Annotated in this window: 10 protein-coding genes; 5 read left to right on the top strand and 5 right to left on the bottom strand. The window is 60.4% G+C overall.

Annotation, left to right across the window (positions count from 1 at the left end):
* Positions 1-28: 28 nt before the first annotated feature.
* The gene (locus tag PSEBG33_RS15650; protein WP_005787477.1) at positions 29-2,164 is read right to left on the bottom strand and encodes a TonB-dependent siderophore receptor; all 2,136 of its coding nucleotides are present in this window, start codon (positions 2,162-2,164) and stop codon (positions 29-31) included.
* 204 nt (positions 2,165-2,368) lie between these two features.
* The gene (locus PSEBG33_RS15655; protein WP_005787474.1) at positions 2,369-3,460 is read right to left on the bottom strand and encodes an NADH:flavin oxidoreductase/NADH oxidase; all 1,092 of its coding nucleotides are present in this window, start codon (positions 3,458-3,460) and stop codon (positions 2,369-2,371) included.
* 91 nt (positions 3,461-3,551) lie between these two features.
* Between PSEBG33_RS15655 and PSEBG33_RS15660 the strand changes: the two genes are divergently transcribed.
* A complete protein-coding gene (locus tag PSEBG33_RS15660) occupies positions 3,552-3,851 on the top strand; it encodes an ArsR/SmtB family transcription factor (protein ID WP_005787473.1) in 300 nt (99 codons plus the stop codon).
* Between the two features lie 15 nt (positions 3,852-3,866).
* On the opposite strand, the gene PSEBG33_RS15665 is transcribed toward PSEBG33_RS15660, so the two are convergent.
* Both PSEBG33_RS15665 and PSEBG33_RS15670 read right to left on the bottom strand, forming a co-directional pair.
* Positions 3,867-4,895 (bottom strand): GGDEF domain-containing protein, encoded by a 1,029-nt coding sequence (locus PSEBG33_RS15665; protein ID WP_005787471.1) that lies wholly within the window; start codon positions 4,893-4,895, stop codon positions 3,867-3,869.
* A gap of 2 nt (positions 4,896-4,897) precedes the next feature.
* Positions 4,898-5,749, bottom strand: coding sequence for a hypothetical protein (locus PSEBG33_RS15670; RefSeq protein ID WP_228309729.1), 852 nt, complete (start codon positions 5,747-5,749; stop codon positions 4,898-4,900).
* A gap of 331 nt (positions 5,750-6,080) precedes the next feature.
* Here PSEBG33_RS15670 and PSEBG33_RS15675 point away from each other — a divergent pair, with 331 nt between their 5' ends.
* The 3 genes from PSEBG33_RS15675 to PSEBG33_RS15685 all read left to right on the top strand — a co-directional run bounded on the left by PSEBG33_RS15675 (position 6,081) and on the right by PSEBG33_RS15685 (position 10,777).
* Complete coding sequence (locus PSEBG33_RS15675; protein WP_005787467.1) at positions 6,081-6,956, top strand: bestrophin family protein; 876 nt, start codon at positions 6,081-6,083, stop codon at positions 6,954-6,956.
* 114 nt (positions 6,957-7,070) lie between these two features.
* Positions 7,071-9,479, top strand: a complete 2,409-nt coding sequence (locus tag PSEBG33_RS15680) for a glucose/quinate/shikimate family membrane-bound PQQ-dependent dehydrogenase (protein WP_005787465.1) — start codon at positions 7,071-7,073, stop codon at positions 9,477-9,479.
* 53 nt (positions 9,480-9,532) lie between these two features.
* A complete protein-coding gene (locus PSEBG33_RS15685; RefSeq protein ID WP_005787463.1) occupies positions 9,533-10,777 on the top strand; it encodes a carbohydrate porin in 1,245 nt (414 codons plus the stop codon).
* Here the strand turns inward: PSEBG33_RS15685 and PSEBG33_RS15690 are convergent, their stop codons facing one another.
* On the bottom strand, positions 10,778-11,761 hold the full coding sequence (locus PSEBG33_RS15690; protein WP_157264151.1) for a helix-turn-helix domain-containing protein: 984 nt from the start codon (positions 11,759-11,761) through the stop codon (positions 10,778-10,780).
* Positions 11,762-11,990: 229 nt separating this feature from the next.
* On the opposite strand from PSEBG33_RS15690, the gene PSEBG33_RS15695 reads away from it, so the two are divergent.
* Positions 11,991-14,048 carry a TonB-dependent receptor gene (locus PSEBG33_RS15695; protein ID WP_232289420.1) on the top strand — a complete coding sequence of 686 codons (2,058 nt, stop codon included), beginning with the start codon at positions 11,991-11,993 and terminating at the stop codon, positions 14,046-14,048.
* Positions 14,049-14,366: the final 318 nt, after the last annotated feature.

Raw genomic sequence — 14,366 nt, 5'->3', positions numbered from 1 at the left:
CCTCCCACACTTAGTACTGTGTAGAGCCTTATAGCGTGTAGGAGATTCCGACCTGCACGGTGCGTGGTGCGCCTGGGTAAGCGTAAATATTGCCGAACGCGCCTTCCTCATACTCGCGGTTGAACAGGTTCTTGACGTCCAGGTTCAGACGCACCTGCTCGTTGACCTTGTAGTAACCCAGCAGGTCGACCACGGTGTAGGCGTCCATCGAGAAGGCCGTATTGGCGGTCTGGCCGGCGCGCTGGTCGACGTACTTGCCACCGGCACCCAGGCCCAGCCCTTTGAGTGCGCCGTCCTGGAACTCGTAGACGTTGAGCAGGCTGAAGCTGTTGCGCGGGATGTTCATCAAGCGGGTGCCGGAGCGCAGGGTGGTGTCGCGGGTCACTTCGGCGTCCACGTAGGCGTAGCCGCCGATCACACGCCACTCGGGTGTGAGGTTGCCTGCCACGTTGAGGTCAAATCCGCGGCTGCGTACCTGGCCGGTCGCGACACTCAGGGTATTGTCCAAAGGGTCGGTGGCCAGCACGTTTTTCTTTTCGATCTGGTAGACCGCCGCGTCGACGCTCAGTTGACGATCAAGCGCTTCCCACTTGATACCCATCTCGTAGGACTTGCCTTTCTCCGGCGCGAAACCACCGCCTTCGCGGCTGGCGCCGGTGTTGGGCTTGAACGAACGGGCGGCGTCGGCATAGACCGCGACGGTGTCGGTGAGGTCGTAGATCACGCCCACACGCGGGGTGACGGCGTTGTCGGCGGCGGTCCACGGTTTTACTCCCGCCACATAACTTTGGTAGTCATGTTCAAAACGCTCGAAACGCGCACCTGCCAAGACTTTCAGACGCTCGGTCAGTGCCACCTGGTCCTGCACGAAGGCAGCGTAGGTCTTGAGGTTTTCTTTATCGTGGGTGGGCGTGCGAGTCAGCGCCGGGCGCGTTTGGCCGTACACCGGATTGAAGATGTCGATCGGGTAAGTGCCCAGGGCCGCGCTGGAACGCTGGATGATCGACTTGTAGTCGTAATCCTCGTACTCGATGCCGGTAAGCAAGGTGTGCTCCAACCCGCCCGTGGAGAAGTGGCCCGTCAGGTTGAGCTGATAATCCTTGTCGGTCCACTCCAGCTTGCGGTAGTTGAAGTTGCGTTGCAGGGTACGGCCATCGGCACCCAGGCTGCCCGGTCCGTTGGCTTCAATGGCGTTACCTTTCAAGCTGCCGTCCAACCATTGGAAACCGCCGCCCAGGGTCCAGTTGTCGTTGAGCGCGTGCTCGAAACGCAACTGGGCCATGTTGTTGTCGTTGTGCAGCTTGCCGGCATCCTTGTCGCCCCAGAACGTATCGCGCGATGGCGTGCCGCGCTGGTTGGGAAAACGCGTCAGGCCACGGTCCAGCGGGTGGTTGTTGCGCATGAAGTCGCCTTCGAAGGTCACCTTGGTGGCATCGGTGGCCTGCCAGGTGATCACCGGCGTCACGCCGTAGCGCTCGGTCTCGACATGATCGCGGAAGGTATCGCCGCCCTCGCCCACCACGTTGAGGCGATACGCCAGACGGCCCTCTTCGTCCAGAGGGCCGGAGGCATCCAGGGTGCCGCGCTTCATGCCCTGGTCATTCAACTGGCTGCCCAGGGTGACGGTGCGTTCGGACAAGGGTTGCTTGGACACCACGTTGAACGTACCACCGGGGTCGCCACGACCGTAGAGCATGGTTGCGGGGCCGCGCAACACCTCAAGGCGTTCGATGGTGTTGGCATCCGGCATGTTCGGGTAACCCCGGTTGATCGGGAAACCATTGCGGTAGAACTCACCGGTGGTGAAGCCACGCACGGTGAAGGTGGTCAGGCCCTGGCCGCCAAAGTTGTTGGCGCGACCGACGCCGCCAGCGTAGTCGAGAGCATCTTGCAGGCGGGTTGCGCCGATATCCTCGACTACGTCTTTGGAGACAACGCTGATGGACTGCGGGGTTTCATGAATAGAGGTGTCGGTGCGCGTCGCACTGGCTGAACGGGTGGCGTGGTAGCCCTGAACCGGGCCCTGCGCCGATTCGAAATCTGCAGTAGCAGTCACATTGGTGGCTTGCAGCTCGATACTGGCTTTTTCAGCAGGGGCATCCTCTGCCCAGGTCAAAGGGGAAAACGCCTGGAGCACACAGATTGAAATCAGGGTACGACGCATGGATGTAAACCTAGTGAATGAGCCAGATGGGGCGGCAAACCTGCCAATAATTCGCCGCGCATCATATCTCAGCACATTCTCGTTTGATATCGGTTCTCATTTGTTATTTTTCGAGTATCGGCGTTGTATCGAGCGGGTACTGCAAAAACCACGGGCGAAAAAAAGCCACTCAATCGAGTGGCTCATATCACCGGCTGGCTGGCCTCAACGGTAGCGTTCCAACCAATGTGCATAAGGCGCCGGCAAGGTCCAGGAGGACTTGTCCACGCCCAACTCCTTGGCAGCAAAGTACGCCCAATGCGGATCGGCCAAGTGCGCACGCCCTACCGACACCAGGTCCAGATGACCGGCCTGCAGCGCGCCTTCGGCCAGTTGCGGAGTACCAAAGCCCCACGCCGATGTCACCGGGATACCGGCTTCACGGCGTACACGTTCAGCAATTGGCCCCATGAACGCCGGACCCCACGGGATGTTGGTGTCAGGAATCGTGAAACCGACACTGACGCTCAACAGATCCAGGCCACCGGCCTTGAAGCGGCGCGCCAACTCGATGGATTCGGTAAGCGTCTGCTCGTCGCGGCCGTCATATTCGATCACGCCAAAGCGTGCGGTCAGTGGCAGGTTTTCCGGCCAGACTTCACGTACGGCGGCCAGGGTTTCCAGGAGAAAACGGCTGCGGTTATCGAAGCTGCCACCGTAGGCATCGGTGCGCTGGTTGGAGTGCTCGGAGAAAAAGCTTTGGCCCAGGTAACCGTGGGCGAAGTGCAGTTCGATCCATTCAAAACCGGCATCGCGGGCGCGACGGGCGGCATTGACGAAGTCTTGCTGGACGCGGGCGATGTCTTCCAGGGTCATGGCACGCGGCACGTTGGGCAAATTGGCGCCGAATGCGATGGCCGACGGCGCGATAGTTTCCCAGCTGCGGGCATCGGAAGCCGGGATGTGGTCATCGCCCTCCCAGGGGCGGTTGGCGCTGGCTTTGCGGCCCGCGTGGGCGATCTGGATGCCCGGTACCGAACCTGCGGCCTTGATGGCCTTGACCATCGGCACGAACGCCTGGGCATGGGCATCGCTCCAGATACCGGCGCAGCCTGGGGTGATACGCCCCTCCGGTGCGACTGCCGTGGCCTCGACCACCAGCAGGCCGGCACCGCCCCGGGCCATGCCGGCCAGGTGCACATGGTGCCAGTCGTTGACCATGCCGTCGTCGGCCATGTATTGGCACATCGGCGGGATGGCAATGCGATTGCGCAAGGTAACGTCTTTGAGTTTGAACGGTTCGAACAATGCGGACATCAGATACTCCGAGAGAAGCGTGTGTGATTCGATAGTTCGATGGTAATCGAACTATGGTATTGAACGCTACCCCCCTGTTATGATCCGCCCCATGCGAGCCTTTAAACACCCTACCCTGCAAGAATTGACGCTTGAGCGCGTGCTGTACGCCCTCAGCGACCCCGTGCGCCTGGACATCGTGCGCTGCCTGGCCGGCGTGGCTGAAGCCAGCTGTGGTGAACTGGATGGCGGGCGACCCAAGTCCAGCATGTCCCACCACTTCAGGGTGTTACGTGATGCGGGCCTGGTACACACGCGCAATGTGGGCACCACCCATATGAATTCGTTGCGCCGTGAAGAGCTTGAGGGCCGCTTTCCAGGGTTGCTGGCGAGTGTTCTTGCGCAATCCTAGCGGGCGTTTTGCCCCTCAGGACGCAACAGGCTGCAGCAACACGCCATTAAGGTGCACGCAGTCCTTGCCATTGCGTTTGGCGCCATAGAGATTTTTGTCCGCCATCTTGAGCACCGCCGATAACTCGTCACCTGGCGCGAAGCGTGCCATGCCCGCACTGCAGGTGTAGTTGTGAGGCGCGGCAACACTTGAGCGTATGGCCTGCAACAAACCCAGCACGAACTCACGGGCGAAGGCCGGGTCATCGTCCTGCAACAACACGCCGAACTCTTCCCCGCCGATTCTTCCAAAGCTGTGGCTGCCTTTGGCGTTTTTCAGGCACACGGCCATGGCCCGCAGGATCTTGTCACCGACATCGTGACCGTACAGATCATTTTTTGCCTTGAAGCTGTCGATATCCAACATGATGAAGTAGCCAGCCTGGCCGCTGTCGAGCAACTGTTCGAAGCTTTGCATAAAAGCGCGACGGTTAAGGATGGAGGTCAAGTAATCGGTTTCGGCCAAGGCGCGAAACTCGCTTTCCACCAACAGCACCGAACGCAGGTTCTTCAAATACGAGTAACTCAGGATAAAACCGATGGAGACCGAAGATGCGCAAAATATCAGCAGATAAGCCTGTGTTCCTGCATATATATCGGCCTGCATCGGCGACCATAATATGGACCAGACCAACAGGGCGCCGACCAGATAGTCCTGAACACTGATAAACAAGATTGCACTACCCACCACCAGAGTCACGGCCAGGGGCAAGCCGTAGATACGCAACTCCTGATTAAGGCCAATGACATAGGCAAACCCCACGGACAACATCACGATATAGGCCACTCCCAGCATCCGCCACAGTAGAAAGTTGGCGGTTTTGGAGTGAACCCGGCATACCAGCAACAGGCCAATGGTGACACCCAACATGGACAGGTCGAACTGCATGGTCGGATGAATCAGCCAGATACCGACCCAGGCAATGATCCCGATCCATTCCGCTTGGGTCACCGCAGGCGACAATAACCTGCGCATCCTGGGCCTTAACTTCAAGTTAGCAGGCATCCTTACGCTCCCATCTCAATAGCATGCAGGCCCAGCGCAAAAGAAAAGGCCATAAAGCGTTTTACCAGGCTGACAAAAGGCGGCAGCACTTCCAGCCGGGTCTTGGAGTGAGCTTTGAAATACCCCTTCTCGACGCCCTCCTGGACCATTCGAATAATGTGGGTCTTGGACACGGAAAGTTGCTTGGCCAAGGCCAGGTAAGACGATGATCGGAACGTGGCCCGATCATTTTCCGGCGCGAAGGCATCGTTATAAATCGCCAGCATCAACAGATGCCCGGCGTCTCTTTTCACCAACCAGTAACACTCGGGAAGCAGTACATCCACCGTGAGATCGGCGTCGAGGATAATGGCAAAGCCCTTGAAATAAAGGGACAGGAAGCCACGGTCATCCAACTCGCGCATTTGCCGGAAAATCGCCCGCTCAGGGTAAAGCCGCGCCAATGACTCGGTGAGCGAGGTCAACATCAAACGCGCTTCGCGACAGGCCTCATCCGACGGCGCGTAGACCCTGAAGCGACTGTCTTCGGGGTGCGGCGCGACGTCCATGAAGCCCAGCGCCCGCAATAACAGGAACATTGATTCCAGGCTGTTTTTTGAACAATACCTGCGCGTCACACACAGGGTCTTAACTTCCGACAATAACGGTAAGGGTGTGGCGAAGTATTCACTCAATAAGGCAAACGACACCATCAAACGGCTGTATTTAAGTGCACTCTTGTAGAAAAACGGTCTTCGGGAATAGGGCACGAGCAGCACGTGGTAATGCGCTCTCAGGCACGATTCAAAATCCTTATGACGTTCGAGCGCTTGCGCGGTATTACACATAGCCGACTTCAACGAACTGACATGCATGAAAGAGCCCTGATCATCCAACTTGATTCCACTGATCTCAGCTACGAAATCCCTGCAGCCCGGCCCCAAAACAAATCACGTGGTAAACCCTACGGTTAATGGCTTTTTGCCTCGAACGCAATGTACAGCGATTGCCGGACAAGACGTCATCAGTACCAAAGTTGTTCCAGATTGAAGTGGACCCTGTGCGCACACCTGCGCGTAACTTCTCGTTACATCCTCCGAAGCTAGTGACTGGTCGACGAATCGATTCAGCAACCGGCGAACCTTTCTCCCTTGCGTGGCGTCGTAACAGAGCATTGTTGCCAATTGCCCGCCGCGAGGTTCTCGTTTGAAAGCTGCCGTCCTGAAAAAATACCGCCTGATCATCAAGACCATGGGCTATGTGGGCTGGGCCCTGTTCTGGCTATTGCTGTGGGATGTGGCAGTAACCGTGGACTTCATGTTGTTTCTCACCACCAAGATCAACCTGCCGCTGATGCCACTGACATTGCTGGGTTCGGCGCTGGTGGTGTTGATCAGTTTTCGCAACAGCAGCGCCTATAACCGCTGGTGGGAAGCGCGCACGTTATGGGGGGCGATGGTCAATAATTCGCGCAGCTTTGCGCGCCAGGTGCTGACGCTGCTGGATGACCCCGACGGCGAAGTGAATCCGATCAAATCCACACTGCTGCGCCGCCATGTGGCGTATGTGAATTGTCTGGCCGCCCACCTCAAGGGCGAACCCTGCCCGGATGAAGTGCGAGCGTTTATCCCGGCCGAGGAATTCGCCCGCAATGGCGCGACCAACAATTTTGCCAATGACATCCTGACCGGGTCAGCGGCGTTGCTGGCCAAGGAATACAAGGCCGGCCACCTGGACAGTATTCGCCTGGCGCGGCTGGAGTCGACCCTGGTCGACCTGTCCAATGCCCAAGGCGGCATGGAGCGCATCGCCAATACGCCACTGCCCTACCCCTACGTGTATTTCCCGCGGCTGTTTATCTCGCTGTTCTGCCTGATCGTACCGGTGGGCCTGGTGGAATCCCTCGGCTGGTTTACCCCGCTGGCTTCCACGGTAGTGGGCTTTATGCTGCTGGCCATCGAGCGTATCGGCACCGACCTGCAAAGCCCGTTTCACTCCAGCGAACATCAGATCCAGATGGAGGCGATTTGCGAAACCATTGAGAAGAACCTGCAATCGATGCAGCGCGATGCGTTGGCCTGAGCCAAGGCATCATCGCCGTAGTTGTAAAAGACTATTACGAGGCACAATGTACTAACCGGTTACTTATCTTGCTAAAATCGCGTCTTTGCCCTCTCTCACTCGAGTCTATTCGACATGAAACGAGCATCGCGCGCCGCTGGCGTCTCTAGATTTCTACTCCTGGGCCTGGGCGTTGTCATCGCCCTGCTCGGCCTTGCGCTTGCCGTGGGCGGCGCCAAACTGGTCAGCCTGGGAGGTTCCTGGTACTTCCTGGCAGGTGGCGTGGCCATGGCTGTCTCCGGCCTGTTGATCGCTCGGCGCAAGCCTGCCGGGGCGTGGTGGTTTGCCGCGTTCCTCGTCGGTACGGCCGTATGGGCGGTGGCCGACGTCGGCCTGGTGTACTGGCCGCTGTTCTCGCGGCTGTTCATGTTCGCGGTGATCGGCGTGGTGGTGGCGCTGGTGTATCCATTGCTGGCCGGCAAACCGGCGCGTGGCGCTTATGCGGTCGCGGCTTTGTTGGCAGTCGGCGTGGCGGTGGCGGCAGGCAATATGTTCGTCGCTCACCCAAGCGTAGCGCCGACCGGTGCTGGCCCTGGCATCACCCCGGTAGCCGAAGCCGATGCACAGAAAGACTGGGCGCACTACGGCAACACCGAGGGCGGCAGCCGCTTCGCCGCGCTGGACCAGATCAATCGCGACAACATCGACAAACTCAAAGTCGCCTGGACCTACCACACCGGTGACGTGGCCATCAGCGACGGCAACGGCGCCGAAGACCAGCTGACGCCCTTGCAGATCGGCAACAAAGTCTTCATCTGCACCCCGCACAACAACCTGATCGCCCTGGACGCCGACACCGGCAAAGAGCTGTGGAAGAACGAGGTCAACGCCCAGTCAGCGGTGTGGCAGCGTTGCCGTGGCATGGCCTACTTCGACGCCACTGCGCCGATTGCCCAGCCGACCCAGCCCAACAGCTCGCCGATCATTGCCGCCAGCGTGCCTGCCGGTGCGCAGTGCCAGCGTCGCCTGCTGACCAACACTATTGATGCGCGCCTGATCGCCGTGGACGCCGACACCGGCAAGTTCTGCGAAGACTTCGGCACCCATGGCCAAGTGGACTTGAAAGCCGGCCTGGGTAATGTGCCGGACAGCTACTACCAACTGTCCTCGGCGCCCTTGATCGCCGGCACCACCGTCGTTGTCGGTGGCCGTGTCGCCGACAACGTGCAGACCGATATGCCAGGCGGCGTGATCCGTGGCTTTGATGTGATCAGCGGCCAGATGCGTTGGGCGTTCGACCCAGGCAACCCTGAAGACAAGCAAGCGCCGGCCGCGGGCAGCACCTATGTGCGCAGCACGCCGAACAGCTGGGCACCGATGTCCTACGACCCGCTGATGAACACCGTTTTCTTGCCGATGGGCAGCTCCTCCACCGACATTTACGGCGTGGAACGCACCCAGCTGAACCACAAATATGGCGCCTCCGTGCTGGCGCTCGACGCGTCCACCGGTGCTGAAAAGTGGGTCTACCAGACCGTCCACAATGACCTCTGGGACTTCGACCTGCCGATGCAGCCGAGCCTCATCGACTTCACTGCGCCGGGCAGCAACAAGGCAGTACCGGCCGTGGTGATCGGCACCAAGGCCGGGCAGATCTACGTGCTCGACCGCGCCACCGGCAAGCCGCTGACCGACGTGCAGGAAGTGCCGGTCAAGGCCGCGAACATTCCCAACGAACCGTACTCCCCGACCCAGCCAAAATCGGTGGGTATGCCGCAGATTGGCGCGCAGACCCTGACCGAATCGGACATGTGGGGTGCTACGCCGTACGACCAGTTGCTGTGCCGTATCGACTTCAAAGGTATGCGTTACGACGGCCTGTACACCGCACCGGGCACCGATAAATCCCTGAGCTTTCCGGGTTCGCTCGGCGGCATGAACTGGGGCAGCATCTCCACCGATCCGGTACACGGCTTTATCTTCGTCAACGACATGCGCCTGGGGCTGTGGATCCAGATGGTGCCGTCGCAAAACAAGGCCCAGGCTTCTTCCGGTGGTGAAGCACTGAACACCGGTATGGGCGCCGTGCCGCTCAAGGGCACGCCTTACGCGGTCAACAAGAACCGCTTCCTGTCGGTGGCCGGCATTCCCTGCCAGGCACCGCCATTCGGCACCTTGACCGCCATCGACATGAAGACGCAAAAAGTTGCTTGGCAAGTGCCGGTGGGCACGGTTGAAGACACCGGCCCCCTGGGCATCCGCATGCACCTGCCAATCAAAGTCGGCCTGCCGACACTGGGCGGCACGTTGTCCACCCAAGGCGGCCTGATCTTTATCGCCGGCACCCAGGACTTCTACCTGCGCGCCTTCAACAGTGGCAACGGTGACGAAATCTGGAAAGCCCGTTTGCCGGTCGGCAGCCAGGGTGGCCCGATGACCTACGTGTCGCCAAAAACCGGCAAGCAGTACATCGTCGTCACCGCCGGCGGCGCGCGCCAGTCCACCGACCGTGGCGACTACGTGATCGCCTACGCCCTGCCGTAACCCCCTCTGTTCGCGCGGTGCTCCCGCACCGCGCTTTGCGTTTGGAACCCCGCATGAACCCTACTTCTCATACCTCCCTTGGGCGCCTGGTGCTCGGCCTGGCGTTGACTGCTGCCCTGCCCGTTCAAGCCGACGACACCACCCTGACCGGCGACTGGGGCGGCCTGCGCCGTGAACTCGACGCACAAGGCATCCGCTTTACCGGCGACTACAGTGGCGAAACCGCTTACAACGCCCACGGCGGCCAGCATCGCTCGGCGCGCTATTCGCAAAACCTCAAGCTCGGCGTGCAGTTCGACCTGGGCAAGCTTTACGGTTTCAACAACGGCGACCGCATCCAGCTGACCATCAACGACCGGCGCGGCAACAGCGCTTCCGAAGACCTGGTGGGCAACCGCCTGCCGATCCAGGAAAACTACGGCGGCCTCTACACGCGCCTCACCGAGTTGAGCTACGAGCGCACGCTGTTCACCCCCGCACTCAACGTCAAGCTCGGCTACATGGCCATGGGCAATGACCTCGGCGGCCTGGACAGCGGCATTCTGTGCAACTTCATGAACGCCGGTTTCTGCGGGCATCCGCTGAACATGTCGGGCGGCAGTGGATGGGCCAACTACCCGAATGCGCACCTGGGCGCGCGGGTGAAATATGACTTTTCGCCAAACTGGCAACTGCGGGTGGCGGCGTTCAACGTCGACCCTTCCAGCAATGGCAACTCCAGCCGCGCCTGGCACCTGGGGCCCAAGCACACCACCGGCACCGTGGTGCCCATCGAGCTGATCTACAAGCACGCGGGCAGCCTGCCGGGTGAATACAAACTCGGTTATTACTACGACAGTTCCGATGTAAAACGCATTGGCAGCAACAAGGACGTCAGCGGCCGCGGCGGTCACTACCTGTTGATCGACCAGGCGGTGTGGGCCTCCCGATCCTCCCAAGGCCGCAGCTTGCACGCCTTCGGCCAATACTCTGCCGCCAGCGAAGCAGCCTCGCCGTTCACCAAGTGGTATGGCGCGGGGCTGGTGCTGTACAAACCGTTCGACAGTCGCCCACGGGATACCGTCGCCCTCGGTTATGGCCGTGCAGTGCCCAACCCGCGCAGCCGGGATAATGCGGATGCGGCCTACGCCAACCTGGACAACGCTGAACAGCTGATCGAACTCAGCTACGGCTACCAGGCCACACCGTGGCTGACCTTGCGCCCGGACGTGCAATACATCATCGAGCCGGGGGCGTTTTCCGCACAGAACATCGACAACGCGCTGGTGCTGGGAATGCAGGTGAAGGCGACCTTCTAGTCAGCCGGCATCCAGGGCTCTGCCGCGCCCGCCATTTTTCAACATCGACGGATTGATCCCGAACTGCTTGCGGAACGCCGTGGCGAAATGGCTGGCGTTGGCATAACCGAGGTCCGAGGCGATGCGCATCACCGATTCATTGCCGCTCATCAAGCGGCTGCGCGCCTGGATCATGCGCGTCTGCTGGAACACGCCATAGACGCTGTTGGAGAACAGTTGGCGAAACCCGCGGGTGAGCTTGGGCTGGCTCAAGCCGGATTCACGGGCCAACTCCGACAGGCTTGGCGCCTTGCCCAGGTCTTCCAGCAAACGATCGCGGGCCCGCACCAGACGCTGGCGGTCGGTGTGGCTGACGCGGCAGGTGCATTCGCCATCCTGGCGCGCTTCGAGGAACAGACTGACCAGTGTGACACTTTGCCCGTACAGCCACAGGCTGCTGCGCGGCGGGGCCGATGGCAGGCTGGCGCCGTGGTCCATGGCCAGGCCGAGCATGTGCGCGGTAGCACTCATTTCACCGCTGCGATGGCCGTCGAGGAAGCAATGTTCGCAGGCCAATGCCTTGTTCAGCAGCGGGTCGAGCTTTAATTCCCACTGGGCCAGCAACTCGGGGCGGATCATGACGGTGATGTTGTCGATCTCGCCGTGCTGGTGATATAGGCCATGGCGGCAACGGCCAAAGCTGATGCTGCCCGCGCCCTCATCAATCACATAGCGACGTTGTCGGCGCCCATCGCGAAAGCTGCACGCGGCCTTGCCCTTTAGCAGGTTGGTGAAGCTGAAGTGAATGCATTCGCTGTCGTCTTGCAAGGGCAACTCTACCGGCTGCTCAAAGGTGCTCTGCCAACGCAGGATGTCCAGGCCCTCCTGCAGGGTCATACGCGTGACCCGGCAATGCGCTCCCGGCCCCAGATCGCTACCAAACCCTCCCGTAATGATTCGCGAGACCGGCATCGGTTCTCCTGCGCCTCCCTGAACGGCTGACATCGTAAATCTCCTGGCTGACCGGATACGGCTCGAATCAGACCACATCGGGGTAGAACCCTGCAATTGATAATTATTAGCATTTGGCGTACCGCACGTGCCAAGCCAGATTGCTGCTGCCCCTGAGCAACGCACGCCGATCAGAACTCTCAGTCAAGGTCCCATCATGTCTGCACGATGCAACACGGCGGCTACCCGTCAATCTTGCTACAAATGTAATAGTATAACAATAGTGATTGCTTTGACACTGACCCCTCCTGCCTTCGCCGCCACCCTCAGCGAACCCCTGCAACTGCCCGCCTCCACGGTAACGGCGCGCATGGCCCAGGAAGATTCCAAGGAAGTGCCGATCAGCGTCAGTGTGGTCGATGGCGAACAACTGCGTACCCAACGCCTCGATACCCTGGAAAGCGCCCTGCGCAATACCTCAGGGGTCAGCGTCAATTCTTCCGGCGGGCCCAACGACTTCAACGTGTTGATCCGCGGTGTCGGTTCGCTTTACCAGATGTCCATGGACGACAGTTCGGTCGCATTCAATATCGACGGCGTACCTGTGTCGTCGCGCAGCCTGGGGTTCGGCACCCTCGACGTCGACCGCATCGAAGTGCTCAAGGGGCCGCAGGGCACACTGTCCGGCGCAATCGGCCAGGCCGGTGCCGTGAATATCACCACCCGCCAACCCAGCCGGGAACTCGAAGGTTATGTGCGTGGTGAAGTCGGCCAGAAAGGCCAGTTCCTCACCGAAGGCGCCATTGGCGGACCGCTCAGTGACAGCCTCAGCGGCCGCCTGGCGGTGCGACGTGCCGGCTACGACAGCTGGATCGACAACGACCAGACCCATAACCCCATTACCAAACCGCGCAACGAAGCCTATCGCGCCAGCCTGTTGTGGGACCTCAACGATGACACCCACGTGCTGTTCAGCGCCGAACGCCAGCAGACCGAACGCGCCACCAATTCCCTGGTACTGCGCCCCTACGGCAGCCACCCGAGCCTGGATCTGACGCCCGGCCTGTTCGACGACAACGACAAGACCACCGAGCGCTACACGATCAAGGTCGACCACGACTTCGCCAACAGCCGGCTGACCTCCACCACCGCCACTGGCACGGCCGACTTCACCGGCTTGATCGCCTACGACAGCAAGCTGATGGGCGCCCTCTATGGCACGCCCGGTGAGTTCTGGGTGGTCGATAAATCCTTCGAGCGCAGCTGGAGCCAGGATATACACTTGGGCTCATTGCCCGATTCCGACGTGTTCTGGGTCGCCGGCGTCGCCGCCAGCCGCAATGAACGCAGCTACGACACCCCACGCAACACCTACGGCACCTCCGGCGCCAAGTTCCGCGACTTCACTACCACCACCTACGCAGGCTACGGCGAAGTGACTGTCCCGCTCACCGAGCGCCTGAAACTCACCACCGGCTACCGCCATTCCTGGGACCGCAAGACCTACGACGGCCAATACTTCTCAGGCTCGAGCACCGTGGACGACTCGCGCACACTCACCGACCACTACGGCACCGGCCGCGTCGCCCTGAGTTATGCGATCACCCCACAGACCAACGTCTACGTGCAATTGGCGAGAGGGTATAAATCCGGCGGGTTCAATGATTATGCCTCCCAGGTCAGCGACAGCGAACCCTACAAGGCCGCCGTCAGCAAGGCCGTCGAACTGGGCTTCAAGAGCGAGACCGACGACCGTCGCGGCAGCCTCAACGGCGCGCTGTTCTACACCCGCGTGCACGATGATCACTTGCTTGGCTACGACGCGGCGACCTTCGCCACCAACGCCTTCAACGCCGACACCCGCACCCGCGGCGCCGAACTGGAAGGTAGCTGGCGCTTCGACTACGGCCTGACCCTGGCAGCCAGCGCGACCTACCTCGATGCCAAGATCACCAGCGGTGTGCAAGGCATCCAGGCTGGCGACGTCGCCGCCGGCAACCGTACCCCCGATGTACCACGTTGGAGCGGCAACTTTAACGCCAGCTGGAAACATCCTTTGGGCAGCCTCGCCAGCCTCGGCGAAACCACCCTCAACACCAGCCTCAACTACCACCTGGTGGGCGAACGCGCGGCCGATCCGCAGAATCACTTCAATCTGGATAACTATGAAAAGCTTGACCTGAGGGCGGGGCTGGAGAGCAAGTTTGGCGAGGTGTATGCGTTTGCCGACAACCTGTTGAACCAGACGTATGACACCTATGGTTTCTACAGTGACCCGGTGGCCTATGGTGGGCCGTCGCGGCGGCGGACGGTGGGCGTGGGCTATACCTATCAATTCTGAACCGACGCGATTCGGCCGGCTGTCCTGAGTTCAAATGTGGGAGGGGGCTTGCTCCCGATGGCGGTGGATCAGTCACAGATGTCCTGACTGACACTCCCCCATCGGGGCATGGGTATCTACACAGCTGTGTAGCAGCCGACGGTAACCACGATGCGCAGCGAGCCGCTCTCGCTCTTGATCTGCTTTTGATCTTGATCTCAGGCACCCCGTTAAACCACGCTGGCCGGAATTCGACAGGGATTTGGGGGGTAAACCGGCAGGGATGCCGGTTTAGCCGCCCCGCGCCATGGATGGCGCGTGGCGGCGGCCCCCTAAATG

Source organism: Pseudomonas synxantha BG33R (assembly GCF_000263715.2).
Taxonomy (GTDB): Bacteria; Pseudomonadota; Gammaproteobacteria; order Pseudomonadales; family Pseudomonadaceae; genus Aquipseudomonas; species Aquipseudomonas synxantha_A.
Note: the sequence above shows the minus strand (reverse complement) of the source record. Positions and strands in the feature narration are given on the sequence as shown.

Coding starts and splice junctions, on each gene's coding strand:
- PSEBG33_RS15650 (WP_005787477.1), bottom strand. CDS start 2,164: ATGCGTCGTACCCTGATTTCAATCTGTGTGCTCCAGGCGTTTTCCCCT.
- PSEBG33_RS15655 (WP_005787474.1), bottom strand. CDS start 3,460: ATGTCCGCATTGTTCGAACCGTTCAAACTCAAAGACGTTACCTTGCGC.
- PSEBG33_RS15660 (WP_005787473.1), top strand. CDS start 3,552: ATGCGAGCCTTTAAACACCCTACCCTGCAAGAATTGACGCTTGAGCGC.
- PSEBG33_RS15665 (WP_005787471.1), bottom strand. CDS start 4,895: ATGCCTGCTAACTTGAAGTTAAGGCCCAGGATGCGCAGGTTATTGTCG.
- PSEBG33_RS15670 (WP_228309729.1), bottom strand. CDS start 5,749: ATGCATGTCAGTTCGTTGAAGTCGGCTATGTGTAATACCGCGCAAGCG.
- PSEBG33_RS15680 (WP_005787465.1), top strand. CDS start 7,071: ATGAAACGAGCATCGCGCGCCGCTGGCGTCTCTAGATTTCTACTCCTG.
- PSEBG33_RS15685 (WP_005787463.1), top strand. CDS start 9,533: ATGAACCCTACTTCTCATACCTCCCTTGGGCGCCTGGTGCTCGGCCTG.
- PSEBG33_RS15690 (WP_157264151.1), bottom strand. CDS start 11,761: ATGTCAGCCGTTCAGGGAGGCGCAGGAGAACCGATGCCGGTCTCGCGA.